General features: G+C 45.4%; 10 protein-coding genes and 1 pseudogene. 9 read left to right on the top strand and 2 right to left on the bottom strand.

All coding sequences use genetic code 11. The features are described from left to right. The first annotated feature begins 23 nt into the window (after positions 1-23). The 8 genes from Q1A23_RS19225 (at position 24) to Q1A23_RS19190 (ending at position 12181) form a co-directional block, all read left to right on the top strand. Entirely contained in the window at positions 24-1559 is a 1536-nt protein-coding gene (locus tag Q1A23_RS19225; RefSeq protein ID WP_299826467.1) for a lipopolysaccharide biosynthesis protein, read from the top strand. 5 nt (positions 1560-1564) lie between these two features. Further along, positions 1565-2818 carry a glycosyltransferase family 4 protein gene (locus tag Q1A23_RS19220; RefSeq protein WP_299826465.1) on the top strand — a complete coding sequence of 418 codons (1254 nt, stop codon included), beginning with the start codon at positions 1565-1567 and terminating at the stop codon, positions 2816-2818. Then, positions 2808-4127: an O-antigen ligase family protein gene (locus tag Q1A23_RS19215; RefSeq protein WP_299826463.1), complete on the top strand. Its 1320-nt coding sequence runs from the start codon at positions 2808-2810 to the stop codon at positions 4125-4127. Before Q1A23_RS19220 ends, Q1A23_RS19215 begins: the two co-directional genes overlap by 11 nt. Before the next feature lie 40 nt (positions 4128-4167). Beyond that, entirely contained in the window at positions 4168-5103 is a 936-nt protein-coding gene (locus tag Q1A23_RS19210; protein ID WP_299826461.1) for a nucleotide-diphospho-sugar transferase, read from the top strand. 14 nt (positions 5104-5117) lie between these two features. Then, positions 5118-6365 carry a glycosyltransferase gene (locus Q1A23_RS19205; protein ID WP_299826459.1) on the top strand — a complete coding sequence of 416 codons (1248 nt, stop codon included), beginning with the start codon at positions 5118-5120 and terminating at the stop codon, positions 6363-6365. A 12-nt stretch (positions 6366-6377) separates the two neighbouring features. Further along, complete coding sequence (locus Q1A23_RS19200; RefSeq protein WP_299826457.1) at positions 6378-7217, top strand: glycosyltransferase family 2 protein; 840 nt, start codon at positions 6378-6380, stop codon at positions 7215-7217. Then, positions 7214-8494 (top strand): glycosyl hydrolase, encoded by a 1281-nt coding sequence (locus tag Q1A23_RS19195; RefSeq protein WP_299826455.1) that lies wholly within the window; start codon positions 7214-7216, stop codon positions 8492-8494. The genes Q1A23_RS19200 and Q1A23_RS19195 overlap by 4 nt, the downstream gene beginning before the upstream one ends. A gap of 519 nt (positions 8495-9013) precedes the next feature. Further along, complete coding sequence (locus tag Q1A23_RS19190) at positions 9014-12181, top strand: PA14 domain-containing protein (RefSeq protein ID WP_299826453.1); 3168 nt, start codon at positions 9014-9016, stop codon at positions 12179-12181. 355 nt (positions 12182-12536) lie between these two features. Here Q1A23_RS19190 and Q1A23_RS19185 read toward each other — a convergent pair whose 3' ends face one another. Together Q1A23_RS19185 and Q1A23_RS19180 are read right to left on the bottom strand one after the other, a co-directional pair. Further along, positions 12537-13535, bottom strand: coding sequence for a type IX secretion system membrane protein PorP/SprF (locus Q1A23_RS19185; RefSeq protein ID WP_299826451.1), 999 nt, complete (start codon positions 13533-13535; stop codon positions 12537-12539). 5 nt (positions 13536-13540) lie between these two features. Further along, positions 13541-19372 carry a PKD domain-containing protein gene (locus Q1A23_RS19180; RefSeq protein WP_299826449.1) on the bottom strand — a complete coding sequence of 1944 codons (5832 nt, stop codon included), beginning with the start codon at positions 19370-19372 and terminating at the stop codon, positions 13541-13543. A 927-nt stretch (positions 19373-20299) separates the two neighbouring features. Between Q1A23_RS19180 and Q1A23_RS19175 the strand changes: the two are divergent. Next, positions 20300-20592: pseudogene (locus Q1A23_RS19175) on the top strand (hypothetical protein); the annotation flags it as partial.

The following is a 20592-nucleotide window of genomic DNA, read 5'->3' as shown; positions in this document are numbered from 1 at the left end:
CCAAAAAGCAACGAGTAGCAGGAATGAGTAAAGGATTAGCTTCTAAAGCGTTTAGTGGATTAAAATGGACTTCTGCCTCCACCATAGCCAATGCTGTTATGCAGATTGGCTATACTTCGGTAATGGCCAGGTTGCTTGCACCAGAGGCCTTTGGCCTGGTAAGTTTGGCAACAGTTATACTTGGGTTCGGTAATTATTTTGCCACCATGGGCCTTAACCAGGCTATCATCCAGAAAGAACACCTTACCAATGCAAACATAAGAGCGGCGTTTACCACATCAGTAGTGCTAGGCTTACTGTGCTCTGGTGCCATGTGGTTACTTGCCCCTACAGCTGCCTTGTTTTTCGAGAATGAGGCTGTTACTCCTGTAGTTCGGGTATTGTCGGTTATGTTTGTAATCAATGGTCTGGCATCTACAGCTATAAGTATACTGCAGCGCGAAATGCGGTTTAAGGCCATAGGCATCCTTGAAACCATCTCCTATGTAATTTCTTACCTGGTGGTTGGCGTTATCCTGGCTTACCTCGACTTTGGCTTCTGGGCGCTTGTATATGCCACCATCACACAGATGGCGCTTTCGTGCGCGGCCTCATACTTTATGGTGCGGCACTCTGTCATCCCGATCTTTGCGTGGTCTGCTTACAAGCCACTTTTCAGTTACGGCAGCAGAATGTCGTTTTTAGGTATACTCGAGTACGTTTACTCGCAGCTGCACATCATACTGGTAGGTAAATTCTTGGGCATGCATAAGCTGGGTATTTACACAAGGGCGCACATGCTGGTTAACCTGCCCATCTACAACATTACCCGCACCTTGTCTAAAGTATTGTTTCCGTCTTTCAGCAAACTGCAGAACGACGTGAAGAAACTTGCCCATGTATACTTATCAAGTATAACCTTACTGGCAGCTGTGCTTATCCCCGTGTGCATGGGCATACTAGTATCAGCCCCAGAGCTGGTGCGCATTCTGCTTGGCGAGCAATGGGGCGAGTCAGTTCCGGTATTGCAGGTGCTCAGCCTTGCCATTCCCATTGGCTTTATCACCATGTTTTCAGGTATTGTGTGCGATGCAAAGGCCGAACTTAACCTCAAAATCGTGATTACGGTGGTTTACATTGTGGTGCTGATAGGCTTGTTTATGCTTTTGCGCGGGTATGGCCTGGTAGGTTTTGCCGCGGCGGTACTGTTTGGCGAGATCATCCGCACGATCTTGTTTCAATTCGCCATGAAACGCATTCTGAGTGTATCTTTCGGTAAGCAGTTGCGTTGTTATATACCAGGTGTGCTGAACGGTTTTGCAATTGCCGTGGCGGTGCACCTGCTTAGCTTATTTTTAAGAGAGATGCAGTTGCCCGTTGTAGTTATACTGGCCTGCCAGATAGCTGCCTGCGGAGTAATTTACCTGCTGCTTACATTGCTATTCCCGCACAAAGTGCTCAAGTCCGAAATTAGTCTGGTACTAAATAAAATGGGCCTGCAGGGCAACTCCTCCAGTTATACTGGAAGAATCATCTCCAAATACAGAAATAGTTTGATCAAAGAGCCGGAAGGAGCATGAGAAGCATGAATAAGAACATTACCATTGGCATATCCGGGCCTGTAAACCTGGCTTTGCTTAACTGGGATCTAGATAAAAAAGACCTGCCCGAAACAAATGCGTTCCCACTTACATCGCACTTGATAAATGCCTTGCTAAAGCGTGGCTATACTGTTGTTGCCTACACCAACTCCAACGACATCGCAGAACCGCTGGTGCTGCAGGACAAAAACCTGACTGTGTGTATTGGTAGAACCAAGGGACAGGCCGGCAGACGACTGTTCGACTTTGAGCGCCAGGAGCTTTTAGCACATATGAAGGCCTACCCTTCTGATATTATTTATGCTTTCTGGAGCTACGAATACTCCTGGGCTGGCTTGGATAGTGGCATTCCGACTATTGTAAGCATACACGATGTGGCCTCACGCATACTTTTTACTCAGTTTGATGCCTTCAGGCTGGCCCGTTGGTACATGAACTACAAAGTGCTGTCGAAGGCAAAGTATGTGGTGGCTAACTCAGATTATACTTACGAACAACTTTCGCGCGGAGTAAAGCGCAAAGCCCAGATAGCCTATAACTTTTACGACACCTCTTTTGAGGAAAGTATACCACGTGGGCTGGAAAAGCAAAATTACATTGCCTCTATCAGCATGGGCTTTACAAAACGCAAAGGAGTTCCAGCTTCGCTGGCGGCATTTGCCATACTTAGAAAAAAATTCCCGGACCTGCAGTACCGCCTGATTGGCGTGGGCATGGAACCTGGCGGTGAAGCCCAGCAGTACGCTGAAAAGCACAATTTAACCGAGGGAGTACAATTTTTAGGGCCATTGCCTTTTGATGAGTTGCTGCGCCACGTTGCGCAGGCTAAAGTTTTAGTACATGCCTCTGTTGAAGAGTCTTTTGGGATGGCTGTTTTGGAGGCCATGGTAGCCGGAACTCCTGTAGTGGGTGGCAAAAAGAGTGGTTTTGTGCCGCACCTGCTCCACCACGGTGAAGCCGGCTTGCTTTGTGATGTAAACCATCCATCCTCTATTGCTGCAGCCACCGAAAAATTACTAGCCGATGATACTCTGGCAACCAGGATAAAAAACAAGGCAAGCGCTTTTGCGAAAGCCAACTTCTCTGAAGAGGTGGTTGTGGATAAGCTAATAAGCTACATGCAACAGGTGCTCGCGCAGGAATCTTCCGTGGTGCAGCCAACTACAGCGGATAAAGCAACAAAACCTATTGGTGTGAAGCTATCTAAAGACACGATCGTTTCTGTACATGAAGTTTAATTACAGCGTATTTTTTACAGCGCCGCTGGTGCTCATCATGCTCATGGATGCCATGTTCCTGGAGCTGCTGTCTCCGAAGAATGAGGTAACGCAAGGCATTATACTTGCCATGATGGTAAAGCTCACCGCTGTTATTTCGATGGGCTATTGCGTCTACAACATCCGGTATATGTCGTCGTACATGCGCTTTGCGTTTATACTTACGCTCTTGTTTGTGGTGGGCATGGTGTTCGAGAGTTTCCTGAAGTATAACACTCCTTTGATTTACCCACACGTGTTCCTGAAGGTGTTTCTCTTCTTCTATACTTTCTTTATCTATACCTATTACCGAAAGAACGAGTACCTTAACCTGGAGCATGTTATCTGGTTTATACTTATCGGCTTCTCACTTAACGTCGCCATCGTCAACAGGGAATCCTTAAGTATAGCCGCCTTCACCAGCCACGATCGCGGGGTTTACGCTACATCCGTTTACATGATCGTGATCCCGTTCCTGTACTTCATGAGCAAGTACCTGTTTAAAGGAGGCCTGTTTAACATGGCCATGGCTTTTCTGGTGCTTTTCCTGATCGTATTCTTCCAGCACCGTACCGTCTGGATCACAACGGCTGGCATCCTGATTGTATACGTGCTGCTGGTAAAATTCAAATCTGCTACCGAAGTAAACTTTAAAAAGCTGATACCGCTGGGTGTTACCGTATTTATACTTGGTATTATCAGTAGTGCTTTTGTATTCTCCATGAATCCTGAGATTGTCGAGAAATTCCAGGAAAACTTCTCCGATATCGAGAACATGGACTCGCAGGGCACAGGTGGCTGGCGCTACCAGCAGTTTATGTCTTACTGGCCATTTGTAGTGGAAAACCCTATATGGGGCATGCGTTTTGAAGGCTTTGAGCTACCGATACAATTTTACCGTGATGATATTAACGCGCCTGTTTTTGAAGACGGAAACGGGCACTTTTTTCATAGTTTTTACATGGATGTGCTGTTTTACATCGGCACAGTTGGGATGCTTCTTTTCTGGCTGGTTAAATTCTATGCCATACACAGAGGGTTTAAACTGAAGCACCTGACCCAGGAACAGATTGTGTTGCTTTCTTTTATCACCAGCGGCTTTGTATTTGGCATCTCTTATATTCTGCCATACTTCTTTTACGCTATACTTGGTTTAACCATAGCTTATCTTGATTCTCCGGCCGAAGAAAATGTAAGTTACCTTGTTGATTTTGCCAAACGCAGAAAAGAACGCATCCGTAAACTGCATCATCAGGTAAATAATGTGCCTGAGTTGATAACCACTTCCTGAAAATAGCAGTACTAACATATAATAAAACCCTTATACTAGTATGAGTACTTCTACTCCAAACGAACCTTTGCACACGCCGGTGTTGCTTATCATATTTAACAGAGCCAATACCACACAACAAGTTTTTGACCGCATCAGGCAGGTTAAGCCTAAAAAGCTTTATGTTGCCGCCGATGGCCCTCGCCCACACGTACCAACCGACGCGGATCGCTGCGCGGAAACACGCCGCATAGTAGAGCAGGTAGACTGGGACTGCGAGGTTAAAACGCTTTTCCAGGAGAAAAACCTGGGTTGCGGTGTGGCTCCCTCCACCTCGATTTCCTGGCTGTTCGAAAACGAAGAAACAGGTATTATACTTGAAGATGACTGTGTGCCATCCAAAAGCTTTTTCTGGTTTTGCCAGGAGGTGCTGGAAAAGTATAAACACGATACGCGCGTAATGCACGTAAGCGGCAACAACTACTTAAATGGCTGGAAACGCGACAGCGACTACTCCTACTACTTCTCTGATAAGGTAAATGCCTGGGGATGGGCCACCTGGCGCCGTGCCTGGCAGTTATTCGACTTCCATATACCTACTTACAAGGAGCTAAAGCAGAAAGGCTACCTGAATGGCATTTTCCTTAATAAACTGGAAGAAACGTACCGGCTGGGGCAACTGGATAAAACCTACGCTAACATACAAAAAGGAGACGTATGGGATTACCAATGGGAGTTTACAGTATACAGCAACTCTGGTCTCTGCATTATACCGGAAGTAAACCTGGTGCGCAACATCGGCTTCGGCGAAGATGCAACCCATACTTTTAACCTACACGATAAAAGCGCCTTTGTGCAAGAGCATGAAATAGCTTTCCCTTTGCGCCATCCCCGTTTCGTGCTTCGCGATATCGAGTCTGATAAACGAAACTTTAACTACCTGATGAAAAACAAGGTAAGTGCTAAGTTGAAGGCCTTGTTCAATTTTAGCCTGTAAACATCACTCCTGCCATGAAATTACTTTTATCAGCATACGCCTGCGAACCGAACCGTGGAACAGAACTGGGCAATGGCTGGAACTGGGCCCTTAACACCGCTAAACTAGGCCATGAAGTATGGTGCCTTACAACAGTAGAAGGCAAAGCCAGCATTGAGAAGGAAGTAGAAAAGCTTAACATGCCTAACCTGCACATTGTGTTTGTGGAGTTGCCAAAATGGATTGACAAGCTTTTTGAATACCACCTTGGGTTTTACCCTCATTACCTGTATTGGCAGCAGCAGGCTTATAAAAAGGTAAAGCAACTGGACAAAGAGATAAATTTTGATCTGGTGCACCACGTAACTATCGGTAGTCTGCAATTAGGCACAGCTCTCTGGCGCCTGAACAAGCCTCTTATTTTTGGGCCGGCTGGCGGTGGCCAGGAAGCGCCAACAGCGTTTAAGAAATACTTTTACGGCTGGTGGAAAACAGAAGTCCTACGATCCTGGATTAGCAAGCTACTGCTGCAGGTGAACCCAGACGTACGCAAAACAATGCGCCATGCCTCGCTTGTGCTTACCACCAACGAAGACACCTATAATATGGCCAGAGACAATGGGGCACTTAACCCCCAGATGTTCCTCGACACCAGCTTGCCAGAGAGTTTTTACCCGGAGCGTTACCCAGAAAGGTCACCTTCCGAAGAGCTGCAGATACTGTGGGTAGGACGGCTGTTTGCACGTAAGGGCCTGCCATTGGTTTTGGAAGCATTGAGCAAAGTAAACCCAAATGTGCGGTTTAAGCTTACTATTTTAGGTGATGGGCAAATGCACGACATGGTGCCTGGGCTAATTAAAGAGTATAACCTCCAGGATAAAGTTAACTGGAAAGGCCAGGTACCGTGGGATGAAGTAAAACGCGCTTACACCGAAAGCGACTTGTTTATGTTCTGCAGCCTGCGCGACTCTTCTGCTGCCCAGTTTCTTGAGTCGATGGCCTATGGGTTGCCTATACTTACCCTGGACCTGCACGGCGGAAAAAACCTAGTTCCGGATAACGCTGGCATCAAAATTTCCGTAACTACACCCGAGAAAACAGTTGAACAACTCGCAAAAGCAGTTGAGCAGCTGTACCACAACTCAGAACTACGGGTACAGATGGGAAAGAATGGTTATGCCTTCTCTAAATCTCAAACCTGGCCTGTAAAAACAAAACATATCAACGAGTTCTATAACAAGTATACTTTAGCCGATACAAAAGAACTGTCTGTTACACATTAGCCCTGAAACAAAATGATTTATATCGTTATACCCGTTTTCAACAGAAAGCATTTCACAAAAGAGTGCCTCCTGTCCTTGCGCAAACAAACAAACACATCCTTTAAAGTTATTGTAGTGGATGATGGCTCTACCGACGGCACAGCAGACATGCTGGCTGAAGAGTTTCCGGAGGTAGATGTACTTTTTGGGGACGGAGGTTTATTCTGGACTGCCAGCGTGAACATGGGAATCCGGCACGCGTTGCAACATGGTGCTGAGTATGTCATGACGCTTAACAACGACCTAGAGGCTGCCCCTGACTTTATAGCCAATACTTACAAATGGATGGCCGAAAAGCCTAACGCCATTATTGGTGCGCTGGAAATGGATGCAGCCACCCGTGAGCCTGCCTTTGGTGGTGAGATAATCGATTTTAAATTAAATAAAGTACGTCATCTGCTACAGGAGCTCCCAAAAGAGCAGCAAGTAGGTTTACACCAGGTATCGCAACTACCGGGCCGAGGACTACTTATACCCAGAGCAGTTTTTGAGAAAATCGGTTTGCTGGACCAGGACAAATTTCCGCACTACGTTGCAGATTATGATTTCACTCATACTGCGCTACGCAATGGCTTTGAACTGTACTGTAACTACGATGCCAAAATTTATACTTACCCCGAGGAAAGTGGCGAACGCAAAAATAGACAGTCCAAGTCGATTAAAAACTTTTACAACCACCTGTTTGATATTAAAGGCGGCGGAAACCTACGTGACTTTACACGCTTCACCTTAAAAAACTGCCCAAGTCCGTATATCCCATACTACCTGGCTAACGGTTATGCCAGGCGCATTTTCGGGTATATCTTAAAATGATTTATACTTTAGCAGCAGAACCTACAATTTCATACTTAGCCGCTACTGATACCAGGAACCGTATCAGGCAGCGGCTACTGTTTTTTATACTTCTGGCGCTGTTTATCTTAGCTGGCATATCCTTGTTTAAAGCCATGCAAGTGTCACCGCACACAGCAGAGCAAGGTTTTAATGGCCCTTTAATTATTACAAAAGGCGGCACGTATTCCGGTAACTGGGAATCTAAAGATTCAGACGTTCCGGCTATCGACATTAGAACGAAAGAGCCTGTAACTATCGAAAATTCAATTATCCGTGGTGCAGGGCCTTTGATTCGCTCACTCGGATATTCTGCCAACATTACTGTGCGTAACACCTACGGGTATGGCATCACCCCCACCCCCTACTCCGACTATAAAAAGCCGCGTCGGTTTTTAGCAATAGATGCTTTTCGGAATATTATAGTTGAAAACTGCTACATGGAAAACACAGCGGGTATTTACCTCGGCCAGCGCTACGAAGGAGATGGTACGCCGCAAAACACAGTTAAAATCCGCTACAACAAAGTAAAAAACATTGACGGGCGCATCTATAACGGGATGGCCATTGTGCAGTTTGTGCAATTCAATTATCGTGGCGAGGCACCGCATATTGAAGTAGCCTGGAACGAAATTATCAATGAACCCGACAACTCTGCCGTGGAAGATAACATCAACATCTATAACTCGCGCGGCACAAAGGCCTCACCCATTCAAATTCATAATAACTTCATCAAAGGAGCCTATCCTGTTCCAGCAACCTCAAAAACCTATACTGGCGGGGGTATCCTTACAGACTCGCCGGGAACTGACTCCACGATGGCTACTGCCTATGTTAAAGTATACGATAACCAGTTGGTGGGCTTAGGTAATTACTGCCTGGGCATAGCAGGTGGCAATAACATCGAGATGTATAAGAACAGGGCTATAGTATCGGCTAGATTACCTGATGGGAGCTTTTTTAGCTGCTGGAGTGGCGGCATATGGGCGAAAGATTACTACAAGCTTCACTCTACGTTTAACAATAAGATGCACAGCAACATACTTGGCGTAGTGGGGCAAACAGGTACCTGGCGAAACGAAATTATGGACAGTACCTTTTTAGCCGCTTCCACTTTTGCAAACACCATCCTAGAAAGTGACATCACTTTATCCATGGAAGAAAAAGAGTATCAGCTCTGGCTTAAAAAGCTGGAAGCACATGATATATCCTTGGGACCTGCACCCGCTAAAAGACACCTTAATGTTTCTGTGGAATAGATGAACATGTTCTAGCTGTACAGCAAATCAATTAGTCTTATTATATTAGCATATTCATATAACAGGATACTTCTATCTTGTTTTTAATATCGTAAACATTTTGCAAATATCTATATATAAAGACTAGATTTTTAACTAGATAAAAAGGACGTTTCACCCCCATTTTTTACCATCTCCCATTTATAACTTTATTTAGCAACGCAACCTTTTTCTGCTTTGCCTGCTGCCAATTCAATGCCTTTACAAGCTGTATATCAACTATTTGCAATAATAATAAATTATAACTTTATCTGACACCTATCATTTTTTTAAGAAAATTTCCAAGTATGTGTAGCAAATGTAAATTTTTATGCCATATATTTGCAACAACTTATATATGAATCAATTAGCCACACAAGCAAAAAGAGAACAGAAGTAAACGAGTTTTAAATATCCCTGAGGATGCGCCAACAGAATCGGGATTCAATACAAAACTCAAATTATCAGTAAAGTTAAATTTCAACTTTTTAGCCAAAGAAGATGAATACATCAACCTCTTATCAAGGTAAGGGAGCTGGCAGGGTTTTACTTGCCCTAGTGCTTACCTTTGTATTGTGTGTACTTACCCCCATTTCAAAATCATTTGCTCAAACCTACTCAGGCCCACTTGTTATCACCAAGGGAGGTACCTACACCGGTAACTGGGAATCCCGCGACTCAGAGGTATCTGCGGTAGAAATCCGCACCAACGAGCCGGTGGTTATCGTTAACTCCAACATACGTGGCGCCGGTCCGCTTGTACGCTCGCTGGGCAACTCAGCCGACATTACCATTCGCCACACCAACGGTTACGGCCTGACGCCTACCCCCTGGAAAGATTACAAGAAAGCCCGCCGCTTTCTGGGTGTGGACGTGTTCCGCAATATCGTGGTAGAAAACTGCTACATGGAGAACACAGCCGGTATTTACATCGGACAGCGTTACGAGGGCAACGGATCAACTAATAATACGATCAAAATCCGTTACAACAAGGCCAAGAACATCGATGGCCGCGTGCACGGTGGACAGACCTTCGCTCAGTTCGTGCAGTTCAACTATAGAAATGCAGCACCTCATGTAGAGGTTGCTTGGAACCAGGTGATCAACGATGCCGGTAACTCGGCTGTGGAGGACAACATCAACATCTACAACACAAAAGGAACGCCAAGCTCTCCTATTAAGATCCACAACAACTACATCGAGGGGGCTTACCCGATCCCGCATACAGGCTCCAGCTACTCAGGTGGCGGTATCATTACCGACGGCGACGGCGACATCTCTATTGCACCGGCCTACATTGAGGCAAACGACAACCACCTGGTGAACCTGGGCAACTACTCTATGGGCATCGCCGGCGGTAACAATGTGCGCTACCACCACAACAGGGCCATTAACTCGGCCACTTTCAAAAACGGGTCAAAGGTAGCTTTTTATACTTCTGGCATGTGGAGCAAGGACTACTACAAGAAGAACACCACTTTCAACAACTCAGTAGATAACAATACAATAGGAATTACTGCCTGGGGTTACACGAACAACAGAAACGATGTTTCGGTGGCTGAGAATGCTGCATTCACAAACAATACTTTCCTTACTGGCTCAATTACATTACAGACAGAAGCTGACGAATTTAGTCGCTGGAACCAGAAACTGGCACAGAACGGAATAAAATTGGGTCCTAATGGGTCGGCACCAGCCGCAACTCAACCTGCTCCTGCTCCTGCTCCAAAACCTGAGCCAGCACCCGCACCAGTTGCTCCAGTAGCACCGGCAGCAGGCAAGATCACGAGAGAGTACTGGGCGAACGCGGCCGGCGCGGGCATCTCCGACATCCCCGTGTCCAAGGCTCCGACCAGCACCACCGACCTCACCTCGTTTGAGGCACCGAGCAACGTGGGCGACAACTACGGCCAGCGCATCCGCGGCTATGTGACGGCGCCCGAGAGCGGCCAGTACACCTTCTGGGTGGCCGGCGACAACAGCGCAGAGCTGTGGCTGAGCACATCCGAGGACCCTGCCGCAAAGGCCAAGCTCGCCTACGTGAACGGCTGGACGAACCCGCGCGAGTGGGCAAAGTACAGCTCGCAGCAGTCGGTGAAGGTGACCCTGCAGGCAGGCAAGCGCTACTACATCGAGGCCCTGATGAAGGAGGAGAACGGCGGCGACAACCTGGCCGTGGGATGGCAGCTGCCGAGCGGAGCGCAGGAGCGACCGATCGCAGGAAACAGGCTATCGCAGCTAGGAACATCGGCACCTGTGGCACAGCCCACTCCCGCTCAGCCTACTCCTACTCCTACTCCTACTCCTACTCCAGCACCAACTGCTCCAGTAGCACCGGCTACAGGCAAGATCACGAGAGAGTACTGGGCAAACGCGGCCGGCGCGGGCATCTCCGACATCCCCGTGTCCAAGGCTCCGACCAGCACCACCGACCTCACCTCGTTTGAGGCACCGAGCAACGTGGGCGACAACTACGGCCAGCGCATCCGCGGCTACGTGACAGCGCCCGAGAGCGGCCAGTACACCTTCTGGGTGGCCGGCGACAACAGCGCAGAGCTGTGGCTGAGCACATCCGAGGACCCTGCCGCAAAGGCCAAGCTTGCCTACGTGAACGGCTGGACCAACCCGCGCGAGTGGGCCAAGTACAGCTCGCAGCAGTCGGTGAAGGTGACCCTGCAGGCAGGCAAGCGCTACTACATCGAGGCCCTGATGAAGGAGGAGAACGGCGGCGACAACCTGGCCGTGGGATGGCAGCTGCCGAGCGGAGCGCAGGAGCGACCGATCGCAGGAAACAGGCTATCGCAGCTAGGAACATCGGCACCTGTGGCACAGCCTACTCCCGCTCAGCCTACCCCTACTCCAGCTCCTGTTGTAGCAACTGGCAAGATAATGCGTGAATTCTGGGCTAATGTAAACACAGAAAGCATCAGCCAACTTCCTTTAACAAAAACACCTACAAATGTAACCGAGCTAACTAGCCTGGAGACTACAAGTAACATGGGTGATAACTATGGCCAGCGCATACGCGGTTACATTACAGCCCCTGAAAATGGACAGTACACGTTCTGGATCGCTGGTGATAACAATGCAGAACTATGGTTAAGCACTTCTACGGATCCTGCAAAGAAAGTGAAGCTTGCTTATGTAAACGGCTGGACTAATCCGCGCGAGTATACAAAGTATGCAACGCAGCAATCTGTGAAAGTAACGCTAGAGGCTGGTAAAATGTACTACATTGAGGTACTGCATGTAGAGGGTGCCGGTGGCGATAACCTGTCGGTTAGCTGGCAGCTGCCTAGTGGCGCTAAAGAGGCACCAGTAGCAGGAAAGCATTTGTCTCCGCTTTCATCTGAGCTGTCAGGTATTTCAGCAATGTCTGTTTCAGAAGCTGCAGATGTAACGCTGTCATTTGAAGGCACAACAGCATATCCGAATCCATTTAAAGACATGATTACGCTGGATTTCGGAAACAAAGAAACTAAACTACAGCAAGTAGTATTGGTAAACCAGGCCGGTAAAGTTGTATATGAAGAAAAAGGAAATCTTCAACTTACAAACAGCAAGCTTGAGATCAATTTATCTGCCATCACTTTACAAAGCGGCTTATACTTCCTGAAGTATACTGATGCACAGGGTAATACTGACACGATCAAAGTAATAAAAGAGTAACATAGGACATTTCATGATAAACAAAAAAGCGTCGGTAGATTACCGACGCTTTTTTTATGTCTTTTTGTATTGGCTTTACTTAACACTAAAAATGGGTACGTTTTATTTAAACCTACTCCGTATGCTCTTAACACTTGCTTTCACAATAAAAACAGTTGGCTGGGCATCGATCTTCAATAAACAGCAATATCGGCTGATTTAGATAAATGAGGTTCATTGTGGTTTGTTTTTAATCCAAGTATAACTGAGCTACATGGAAATGAATAAATGACAGCTACTGCGATTCCTGCTTATTACACTTCCTAATGTTATATTTAAGCTATGATCTAAGTAGTGCTATCATTTTACATTCCGCTTACCAAACCCACTGAGGGCATAAGACCTTGGTTGGGTTATTAAGTTTGAAGCCGACAACTATCTCATGGCTGTTGGCTCTTGCCTTACTCATATCTGAAGAAACGAAATCATACGAATAACTCAAGTCTATCAGGTGGTTTAAGTATACACCTGCTATTACAGCGGCTGCATCTTTGTGCCTGTAAGATACACCGCCCCATACCCGTTGCGCATAAAGTGCTTTCAAATTAAGATCGATAGCTGTTTGTTTATTATCAGTAACTTTCAGCATCACAGATGGTGTCGCATCAATTCTATCTGTAATAGATAACCTATACCCTCCAGTAATATAATAGTGTCGCTGCATAATAGCCCGTGGCCCTTCCTCAGGCTTATAAACATCGCTCCCACTATGCACTAACTGTGCCCCCGAAATCCCAAAAAAAAAGGTTGGGCTATACATCCACAGTCCCACACCTAAATCAAGTTTCATGATGTTAAGCTCATCTTCATTTAAAAAAGGGTCATCTGGTGTTTGCATTACGATGTCTTTTTTGCTGATGTGAAACTGTGTGAAGCCGCTATAAACTCCACTTGCCAGATTAATGGATTGTGTTAAAGGCAAATGGTAGGCATAATTCAGGTTTAGAGATGATGTTCGAAGTACGCCTGCCTTGTCAACTTTTGCTATAGCCCCTACTCCATGATGAGGCGTAACGCGGTAATGGCTACCTGTCCTCTTTTTTGATTTTGCCCCATACCTCATTGAGGTGGCGCTTTTCTCCCGCTTGTTCAGAGCAGCATGTATACTGGCATAAAAAGTAACTGGTGCCCCTTCTATACCTATCCATTGGCTGCGGTACGCTGCACGAACATCTGCGTAGCTTTCTATGCCTGCCACAGCTGGATTTATCAGAAAGTTGTTTTGCATATACTGGCTTAATTGCGGCTGCTGTTGCCCGAGAGCCGTACAATGCAGCACCAAGCAAAGTATAGCAGTAGTTAAAAGTACTTTCATACACGCTATTTGATTATTGTGATGCTCCCTGAAATAGGATTTTCAGTTTTGTTTAATTTGATAATATAGTAGTAAGCTGCCATTGGTAGCTGTTTTCCCTGAAAGGTTCCGTCCCAAGGCTCTTTATAACCTGTTGATTCAAAGATCTTGGCTCCCCAACGAGTAAAAATTTCTATTTGGCAATCCGGGTAAAACTCTATATTCTCTATAAACCATGACTCATTAAGCCCATCGCCGTTCAAGGTAAGGGCGTTCGTGATTTTAATGGCTGGCAGCACAGTCACTACAACATCATCTGTAATGATACATCCATCCGAAGTGGTGATGGTTACAGTATAAGTAGTTGTTTCGAGTGGGGTGGTTACAGGATTTGCGATGTTAGGATCAGAGAGGCCATCGGCGGGTGACCACATGTATTTATCGCCTCCCCTGGCTCTTAGCTGTGCTACTTGCCCCCGGGTAATTGTAATATCTGGCCCGGCGTCTGCTTCAGGTTTGATAACTTTAACTGTTATTTTTGTTCTTTTGCTCGCACAGCCATACTGGTTTACAGTTTGTACATAAAAGTCTGTGTCAGATATGATCGGTTCTGAAGTATAGGTAGTTCCTACTTGTAACGGTACTCCTCCTACTTCCTGGTCAAACCATTCTATTTTATCAGTAGCGGCTAAAGCAGAAGCCACAAGCGTAGCTGTGGTGCCAGGGCAAACATTTATACCTTTGGCCTGAGGGGCAGCCGGCTGAGGTTGTACTGTTATCAATACAGCATAACTTATACTTTCCTCGCATGGTAACGATATCACTTTCCTACGGAACCATGTATTTCGGTGAAGTACATCAGGCTCGTAGGCAGGTGTATTGTTTGTGCCTGCTGCCGGTGCGAAGCCAGTTGTGGCGCTGGTTGTGCTAAATTCCCATAGATAGGTGTAATCTCCGCTTCCACCAGTTGGCACCGACCCATGCAGAACCCCTGGCTTAGTGCCAGCGCAGATAAGTTGGGGTGAGCCTATACTATTATTAGCTACAGGAGTGTTTACAGTTATTTTAACAGAAGCGCTTACTGATTCGGCGCATGGCCCGGCCATAACTACCCGCCTGAACCAAGTATTACCACTAAGTGGCCCCGAAGTATAATTTGCGCCATTTGATATGCCTGGTGCCGCAGAGAAATTTATATTATCTGTACTTGCCTCCCAGCGGTAAGTATAATTACTGTCGCCACCTGTAGGAGTGGTACCCTGCAAAGTAGCTGGCATTGTACCCACACAAACCAATTGATCTGAACTTACAATATTGTTGGCAACAGGCGGAACTACTGTTATTTGCACAGCCACAGAGACGCTGGTACAGCCTTCAGAGAAGATAACCCTCCTGAACCAACTCGTACCCGGCACCTGGCCAGGTGTGTAGTCTTGTTGATTATTTACTCCTGGCGCTGGCGTAAACCCACCATTTGGGCTGGTTGTACTACTCTCCCACACATATGTATAGGTTCCATTTCCCCCCGTTGGTACAGATCCAACTAAACTTGCAGGTTGCGTACCTTCGCAAATAGCCTGAGGCATAGAAATAGAGTTGCTGGCTATTGGAGGAGTAACTGTTATCTGAATGGATGGACTATAGTTAGGAGCACAAGGACCAGCTGATACCACACGTCTAAACCACGTAGTCTGGGTAATTGCACCTGGTTTATAGTTTATACTTGTGTTATCACCTGCAGCGGGACTAAAATCTGTATCTGGCCCGGTAGTGCTGCTCTCCCATAAATAAGTATAATTGCCATCTCCTCCAACCGGGTCAGGACCAAACAACTCTGCAGGTGTAGCTCCCACGCATATCAGTTGATTTTGAGAGATGTTATTTGCTGTAATCTCCTCATTAACTGTTACAAGTATAGGCTCGCTGTAATGTGAGCAGTCACCGGATTGTACAACCCTTCTAAACCATGTAGTTTGGGTTAATGCCTCCGGTTGGTAATGCAACTGGTTATTTTCAGCAGGGGCTGCAGCAAAATTTTCTCCATCCAGGCTGCTTTCCCAGAGGTAGGTATACATGCTATTGCCGCCTGTAGGTAGTGAACCCGCTATAGAAACAGGTGTAGAGCCTATGCAGATTATCTGAGAACCCGTTAATATATTATTTGCTATTACAGGCAGCACAGTAACTTTTACAGCATTACTAGCCAATGGTGTGCAGGGGTCTGAAAGCACAGATCGCCTGAACCAGGTAGATTGCGATAATGGCCCGGGCTGAAATGTATCGCCATTGTTTACTCCGGACGCCGGACTAAAACCTGTGTCGGGTCCAGTAGTGCTGCTTTCCCAAAGATAAGTATAAATACCGCTACCGCCTGTTGGAGTAGTGCCACCAAGCGGCTGTGGTGCAGAACCAGCGCATATACTTTGATCGCCGTTTATAAGATTCTGGCTGATTGCCTTGTTTACAGTTACTTTTATTGCAATACTATATTGCACAGCACAAGGTGCTGAAGACACCCGCCTTCTGAACCACGAGGTCTGGCTAAGGGCGGCTGTAATATACTCCTGCTCATCGTTTTTGCCTGGAGCAGGTACAAACCCCTCCTGATCGCTGAGTGTGCTTACCTCCCAAAGGTAAGTGTATGCACCATTCCCACCGGTGGGCAGGCTTGCTTGTAAAGTTGCGCTCCCGCCAAGGCAAACCGTTTGGTCTCCTGTAAGTATGTTATTGCCAATGTTTTCGTTAACTGTAATTTCTACAGCACCCGAAGGATTTGAACATATATTGGAAAGTACCACACGCCTGAACCAGGTTGTTTTTGTTAAGATGACCGGCTCATAACCAGCTTCCTCATTATTGCCTGGTGCAGGAGAAAAGATACCGGTTGGCCCATCTGTACTAAATTCCCAACGGTAAGCGTAGCTGCCATCGCCTCCGGCAGGTAATGTGCCGCTTAAGGCTAATGGCTTTGTGCCGGTGCATATGGTCTGTGGGGCACTAATACTGTTATTTGTGATAAGCCCATTAACCGCAATCTGGACGGGCGCTGAGATACTTTCGCAACTGCCTGATATAACCCGGCGCCTGTACCAGGTTTCCTGCATCATTATTCCAGGCTCGTAGTCCTTTGATGTGTTTACGCCACTTGCAGCTGTAAAATTTTTGTTATCCGTACTTTGCTCCCAGAGGTAAGTATAAACACCTGTGCCGCCAGTTGGGGCAGAACCTATCAGGTCCTGGGCTAACTCTCCTGTGCAAATTGCCTGGTTACTACTAATGGTATTATCCTGTATGGTGGCATCTACAGTTACAGTAACAGGCACTTTTATACTAGAGCAGCCTTCGGTTCCTTTTGCATGTACAAAATAGGTAACACTAACATGCAGTACAGGAGTCTCAAAGCTTGGCCCAATATGAAAAGGAGTAGTACTGTTTTCTTCTCCGAACCACTCATAAGTACCAGTAGGATTTTCAATATTAAGTTTTACAATGGAACCTGCACATACCGTTTTAGCTGCCACAACAGGAGGCGCCGGAGTTGGTATCACAGTTATTTTAACGGCATCAGAAATTGCTTCGCAGCCCCCTGCGTTAAGTTTTCTTCTGAACCAGGTTGTCTGGGTGAGTGGAAGCGGCGAGTAATCACTAGCTGTGGCTCCTGCAATAAGCTGAAATCCTGAGGTAGCATCTGTTGTACTTTGCTCCCAGCTATAAGTAACAGCCGCTCCCCCCAATGGCACAGAGCCAGTTAACTTAGCTGGTGTAGTTCCTGCACATACTTCTTGATTATCAGAAATATTGTTTGCGGCAGGTGCCGCAATGGTTATCACCTGGGTAACCTGCTCTGAATTACCACACTCGTTTGCAGCCACCAGCGTAACAGTATATTTTCCTTCCCTCGGAAAGTTGATGGACGGATACTTAGAATTTGCTGAAGTACCGTTTACAAAAGTAGCATCGCCAGAAACGCTCCAGGTATAAGCCGAAATTGTGCCATTGTTTTCGAGAAATGTAGGAATATGGTCTGGGTTGGAAGAATCAAATTGAACTGTTAAGGGATAACAGTAACCTTTATTATCTGGCAGGGTTACTAGTGGCTTATCTCTTACAGTAATTTTTTTTGAGATAGTACTGCTATCGCATTCATTGTGGGCTTTAAGAGTTATAATATAATCGCCAACTTCAGTAAAGTCGAAAACCGGATTTGCGCTGGACAGAGAACCGCTCACTATCTTAAATCCTTTATCCGGACTTATAGACCACTGGTACCCAAGCTCATCTCCGGTAGAGGTATTGGTGGTAATAACTCTTAAATTCTTACACCCCTCCTCTGGGCTAGTTGAAAAAGCAGCTGTAGGTGGTGTAATTACTTTTATTGTTTTTTTAACTGTAGCCTCCGAGCATCCATTGCTGGAGGTTAGCACAATTTCGTATGTTCCTGGCTTATTAAATATAAAATCCGGGTTAGCTGATGCACTTGTAGAGCCAGATGCAAATGCCCAGCCGGTTGCCGGGAATATGCTCCAGTTAAAGTTAGAAGTTGAAACGCAAGAACCTGAATTGTTAAAATAACTGCCATTAACCGTTGTATTGCTAAATCTTACAACTTCGCCTGTGCAAACAGCTAAAACCGGAGAATCAAAACCAGCTTGAGGCGGAGCTGCAATTTTAATGGACCCTACTACGATTGGCGTTACTCCACATGGGTTTTCGGCAGTAGCTGTAAGCGTGAACGAATTGCCGGGCATACCGCAGGAGCCATTTCTAAAAGTATGGGTAATGTTAGAGGGTATATTTTCCTGGGTGAAAGTATAAGCAGGTGTGCCATCATTGAACTGGAATGTATACTTTGTTGCTGGTGAATTATCTTTTACGCCACTAATTGGGAAAGTATAAGTTACTGGAGCACAGCCAACTGTATTACCGGGGCTGCCTACCGATAAACTCGGATTACTTCCATTGTAGGCCTCGTATGTAGTAGATGAGGTACAGCCTGTGCTACCTGTAACTGTAAATACAATTTTAAATGCCCCTCTTTTTGTAAAAGTATGTTTGGCCGAGGTAAAGTCCTTTCCAAAATCCTCTACAGCAGAGCCATCTCCCCAATCAATCCTATAACTTTGGTTTATATCTTTGGTTGTGGATCTGTTTTCAACGTTTACAGTATAATTTATATCCGTAGGATTTGAAGAGCACCGAATAAAAGGTGTGTCATTCGTCCCAGCATCAATATCTGCCAATGTAGCATCCGGGCCTTCTTTTACTGTAATTTCTTTTTCAATGGTACGCTCGCAGCCAGAGCTGTTTTTTGCTGTAAGCTTAACTTTAAATTTTTTTACTGCTCCTGTAAAACCTTTATAAACATGTGTAGGCGATACTTCTGTGCTTCTGTTCTGCGCCCCTGAGTCGGGATCTCCAAAGTCCCAAATATAAGTCAGATTACTACCAGCAGAAGTATTCGTAAATTTCAGCGCAGAGCCGGCACATTGCTCTCCAGAGGGTATGTCAAAATTAGCTACGGGATAATCTGCTATAGTCACCTTAACAGGCGCAGACAAGGTATTTTCTGATTTGCAGACCGGATTATTATCAATGCTTACCGTGTAACTGCCAGATTCTGTTACTGTATAGAACTCTCCTTTCTGAGCATTGATTACACTACCATCTTTATACCAGGTATAAGCAAATCCTTTCTGGTCAACAGTAAGTCTTACGGTTTGGCCGGAACATACTGTAAGCGGACTATCCGTACTGATAGTCGCTTTACATTGTAAAGGATTTTGTTGCCCCTGAGAAACAGAACTGAATAGTAATATAGCGGCAACAATAAGCATTACCCTTAATAGAACTGTTACCATAAATCCAACTTAAAGTAAGTTATTGATATACTTTAATATAGTATAATAGCAGACTTTAGCTATTGACCTCAGATACGCAGTAAACAACTTAAAGTATGTGATTAATACAAAATATTATGGGTATATATCAAAATTAATACTTTTGGAGTATACTTAAGGAGAAAAGATTGCTTAAATGGGGTATAAAAAGTTGGCTGGCATATTCTCTATAGAGATGTATCCTGATAATAACTAATAACTACTGTCTATCATCTATATAAAATTCTAATTTCTACAGCTACTTTACTTACATGTATACAACAAGAGTTTATGGACTCGATTTTAGGCCAGTAAAGCAGGTTAAAGTTGCAATTTCAATTTCAGGCTTAAGCTCATTATGAAATCATGTTGATTCTGGTAAAGTTGTGCCTAAACTAAAAATTAAAATTTATACTTCTAGATATCTATATAGGTTAATATGAAGCTATATAGATAGCTGTATTCATCATGTAAAAAGCTAACTCTGCAAGTCAGTAAGGTATATATTAGATACTTTAGCAACATACAGCCACAAAAAAAGCTTATCACTTAAATTTATTGTACTTTACTTATACGGGTAACTTTTTTTAACATAACTTCGTAACCTCGAAACCTTAGCCATAGAGCTTTTAAAGGCCTTTTTAAAGCTAAAAAGATTATAACTATTGCAACCTTCTATAATTTTAGCAAGAAATTTATCATTCTAAATTAGTATTTGTAAAAACGACCGCCCTATATTTGCAACATCTTACATATGAAGCAATTAGCCACACAAACAAAAGTAAAGTAAAATCTAGTTAATTAAAGTGCCGGGTATTAGTAGCCCCGGGGATGCGCCAACACCCCTGGAGAACAAGACAGAACCCGCACCACCAGTAAAATTAAATTTCAACTTTTTAGCCAAAGAAGATGAACAAACTAACCTCTTATTCCAATAAGAGAGCTAGCCGGGCTTTGTTTGCCCTCCTGCTCACTTCAGTATTGTGTGTACTGTTCCCTATTTCAAAATCATTTGCTCAAACCTACTCAGGCCCACTTGTTATCACCAAGGGAGGTACCTACACCGGTAACTGGGAATCCCGCGACTCAGAGGTATCTGCGGTAGAAATCCGCACCAACGAGCCTGTGGTTATCGTTAACTCCAACATACGTGGCGCCGGTCCGCTTGTACGCTCGCTGGGCAACTCAGCCGACATTACCAT

Origin of the sequence: uncultured Pontibacter sp. (assembly GCF_947492645.1) — a bacterium.
Classification (GTDB): Bacteria; Bacteroidota; Bacteroidia; order Cytophagales; family Hymenobacteraceae; genus Pontibacter.
This window is presented reverse-complemented; position numbering and strand designations above follow the sequence as displayed.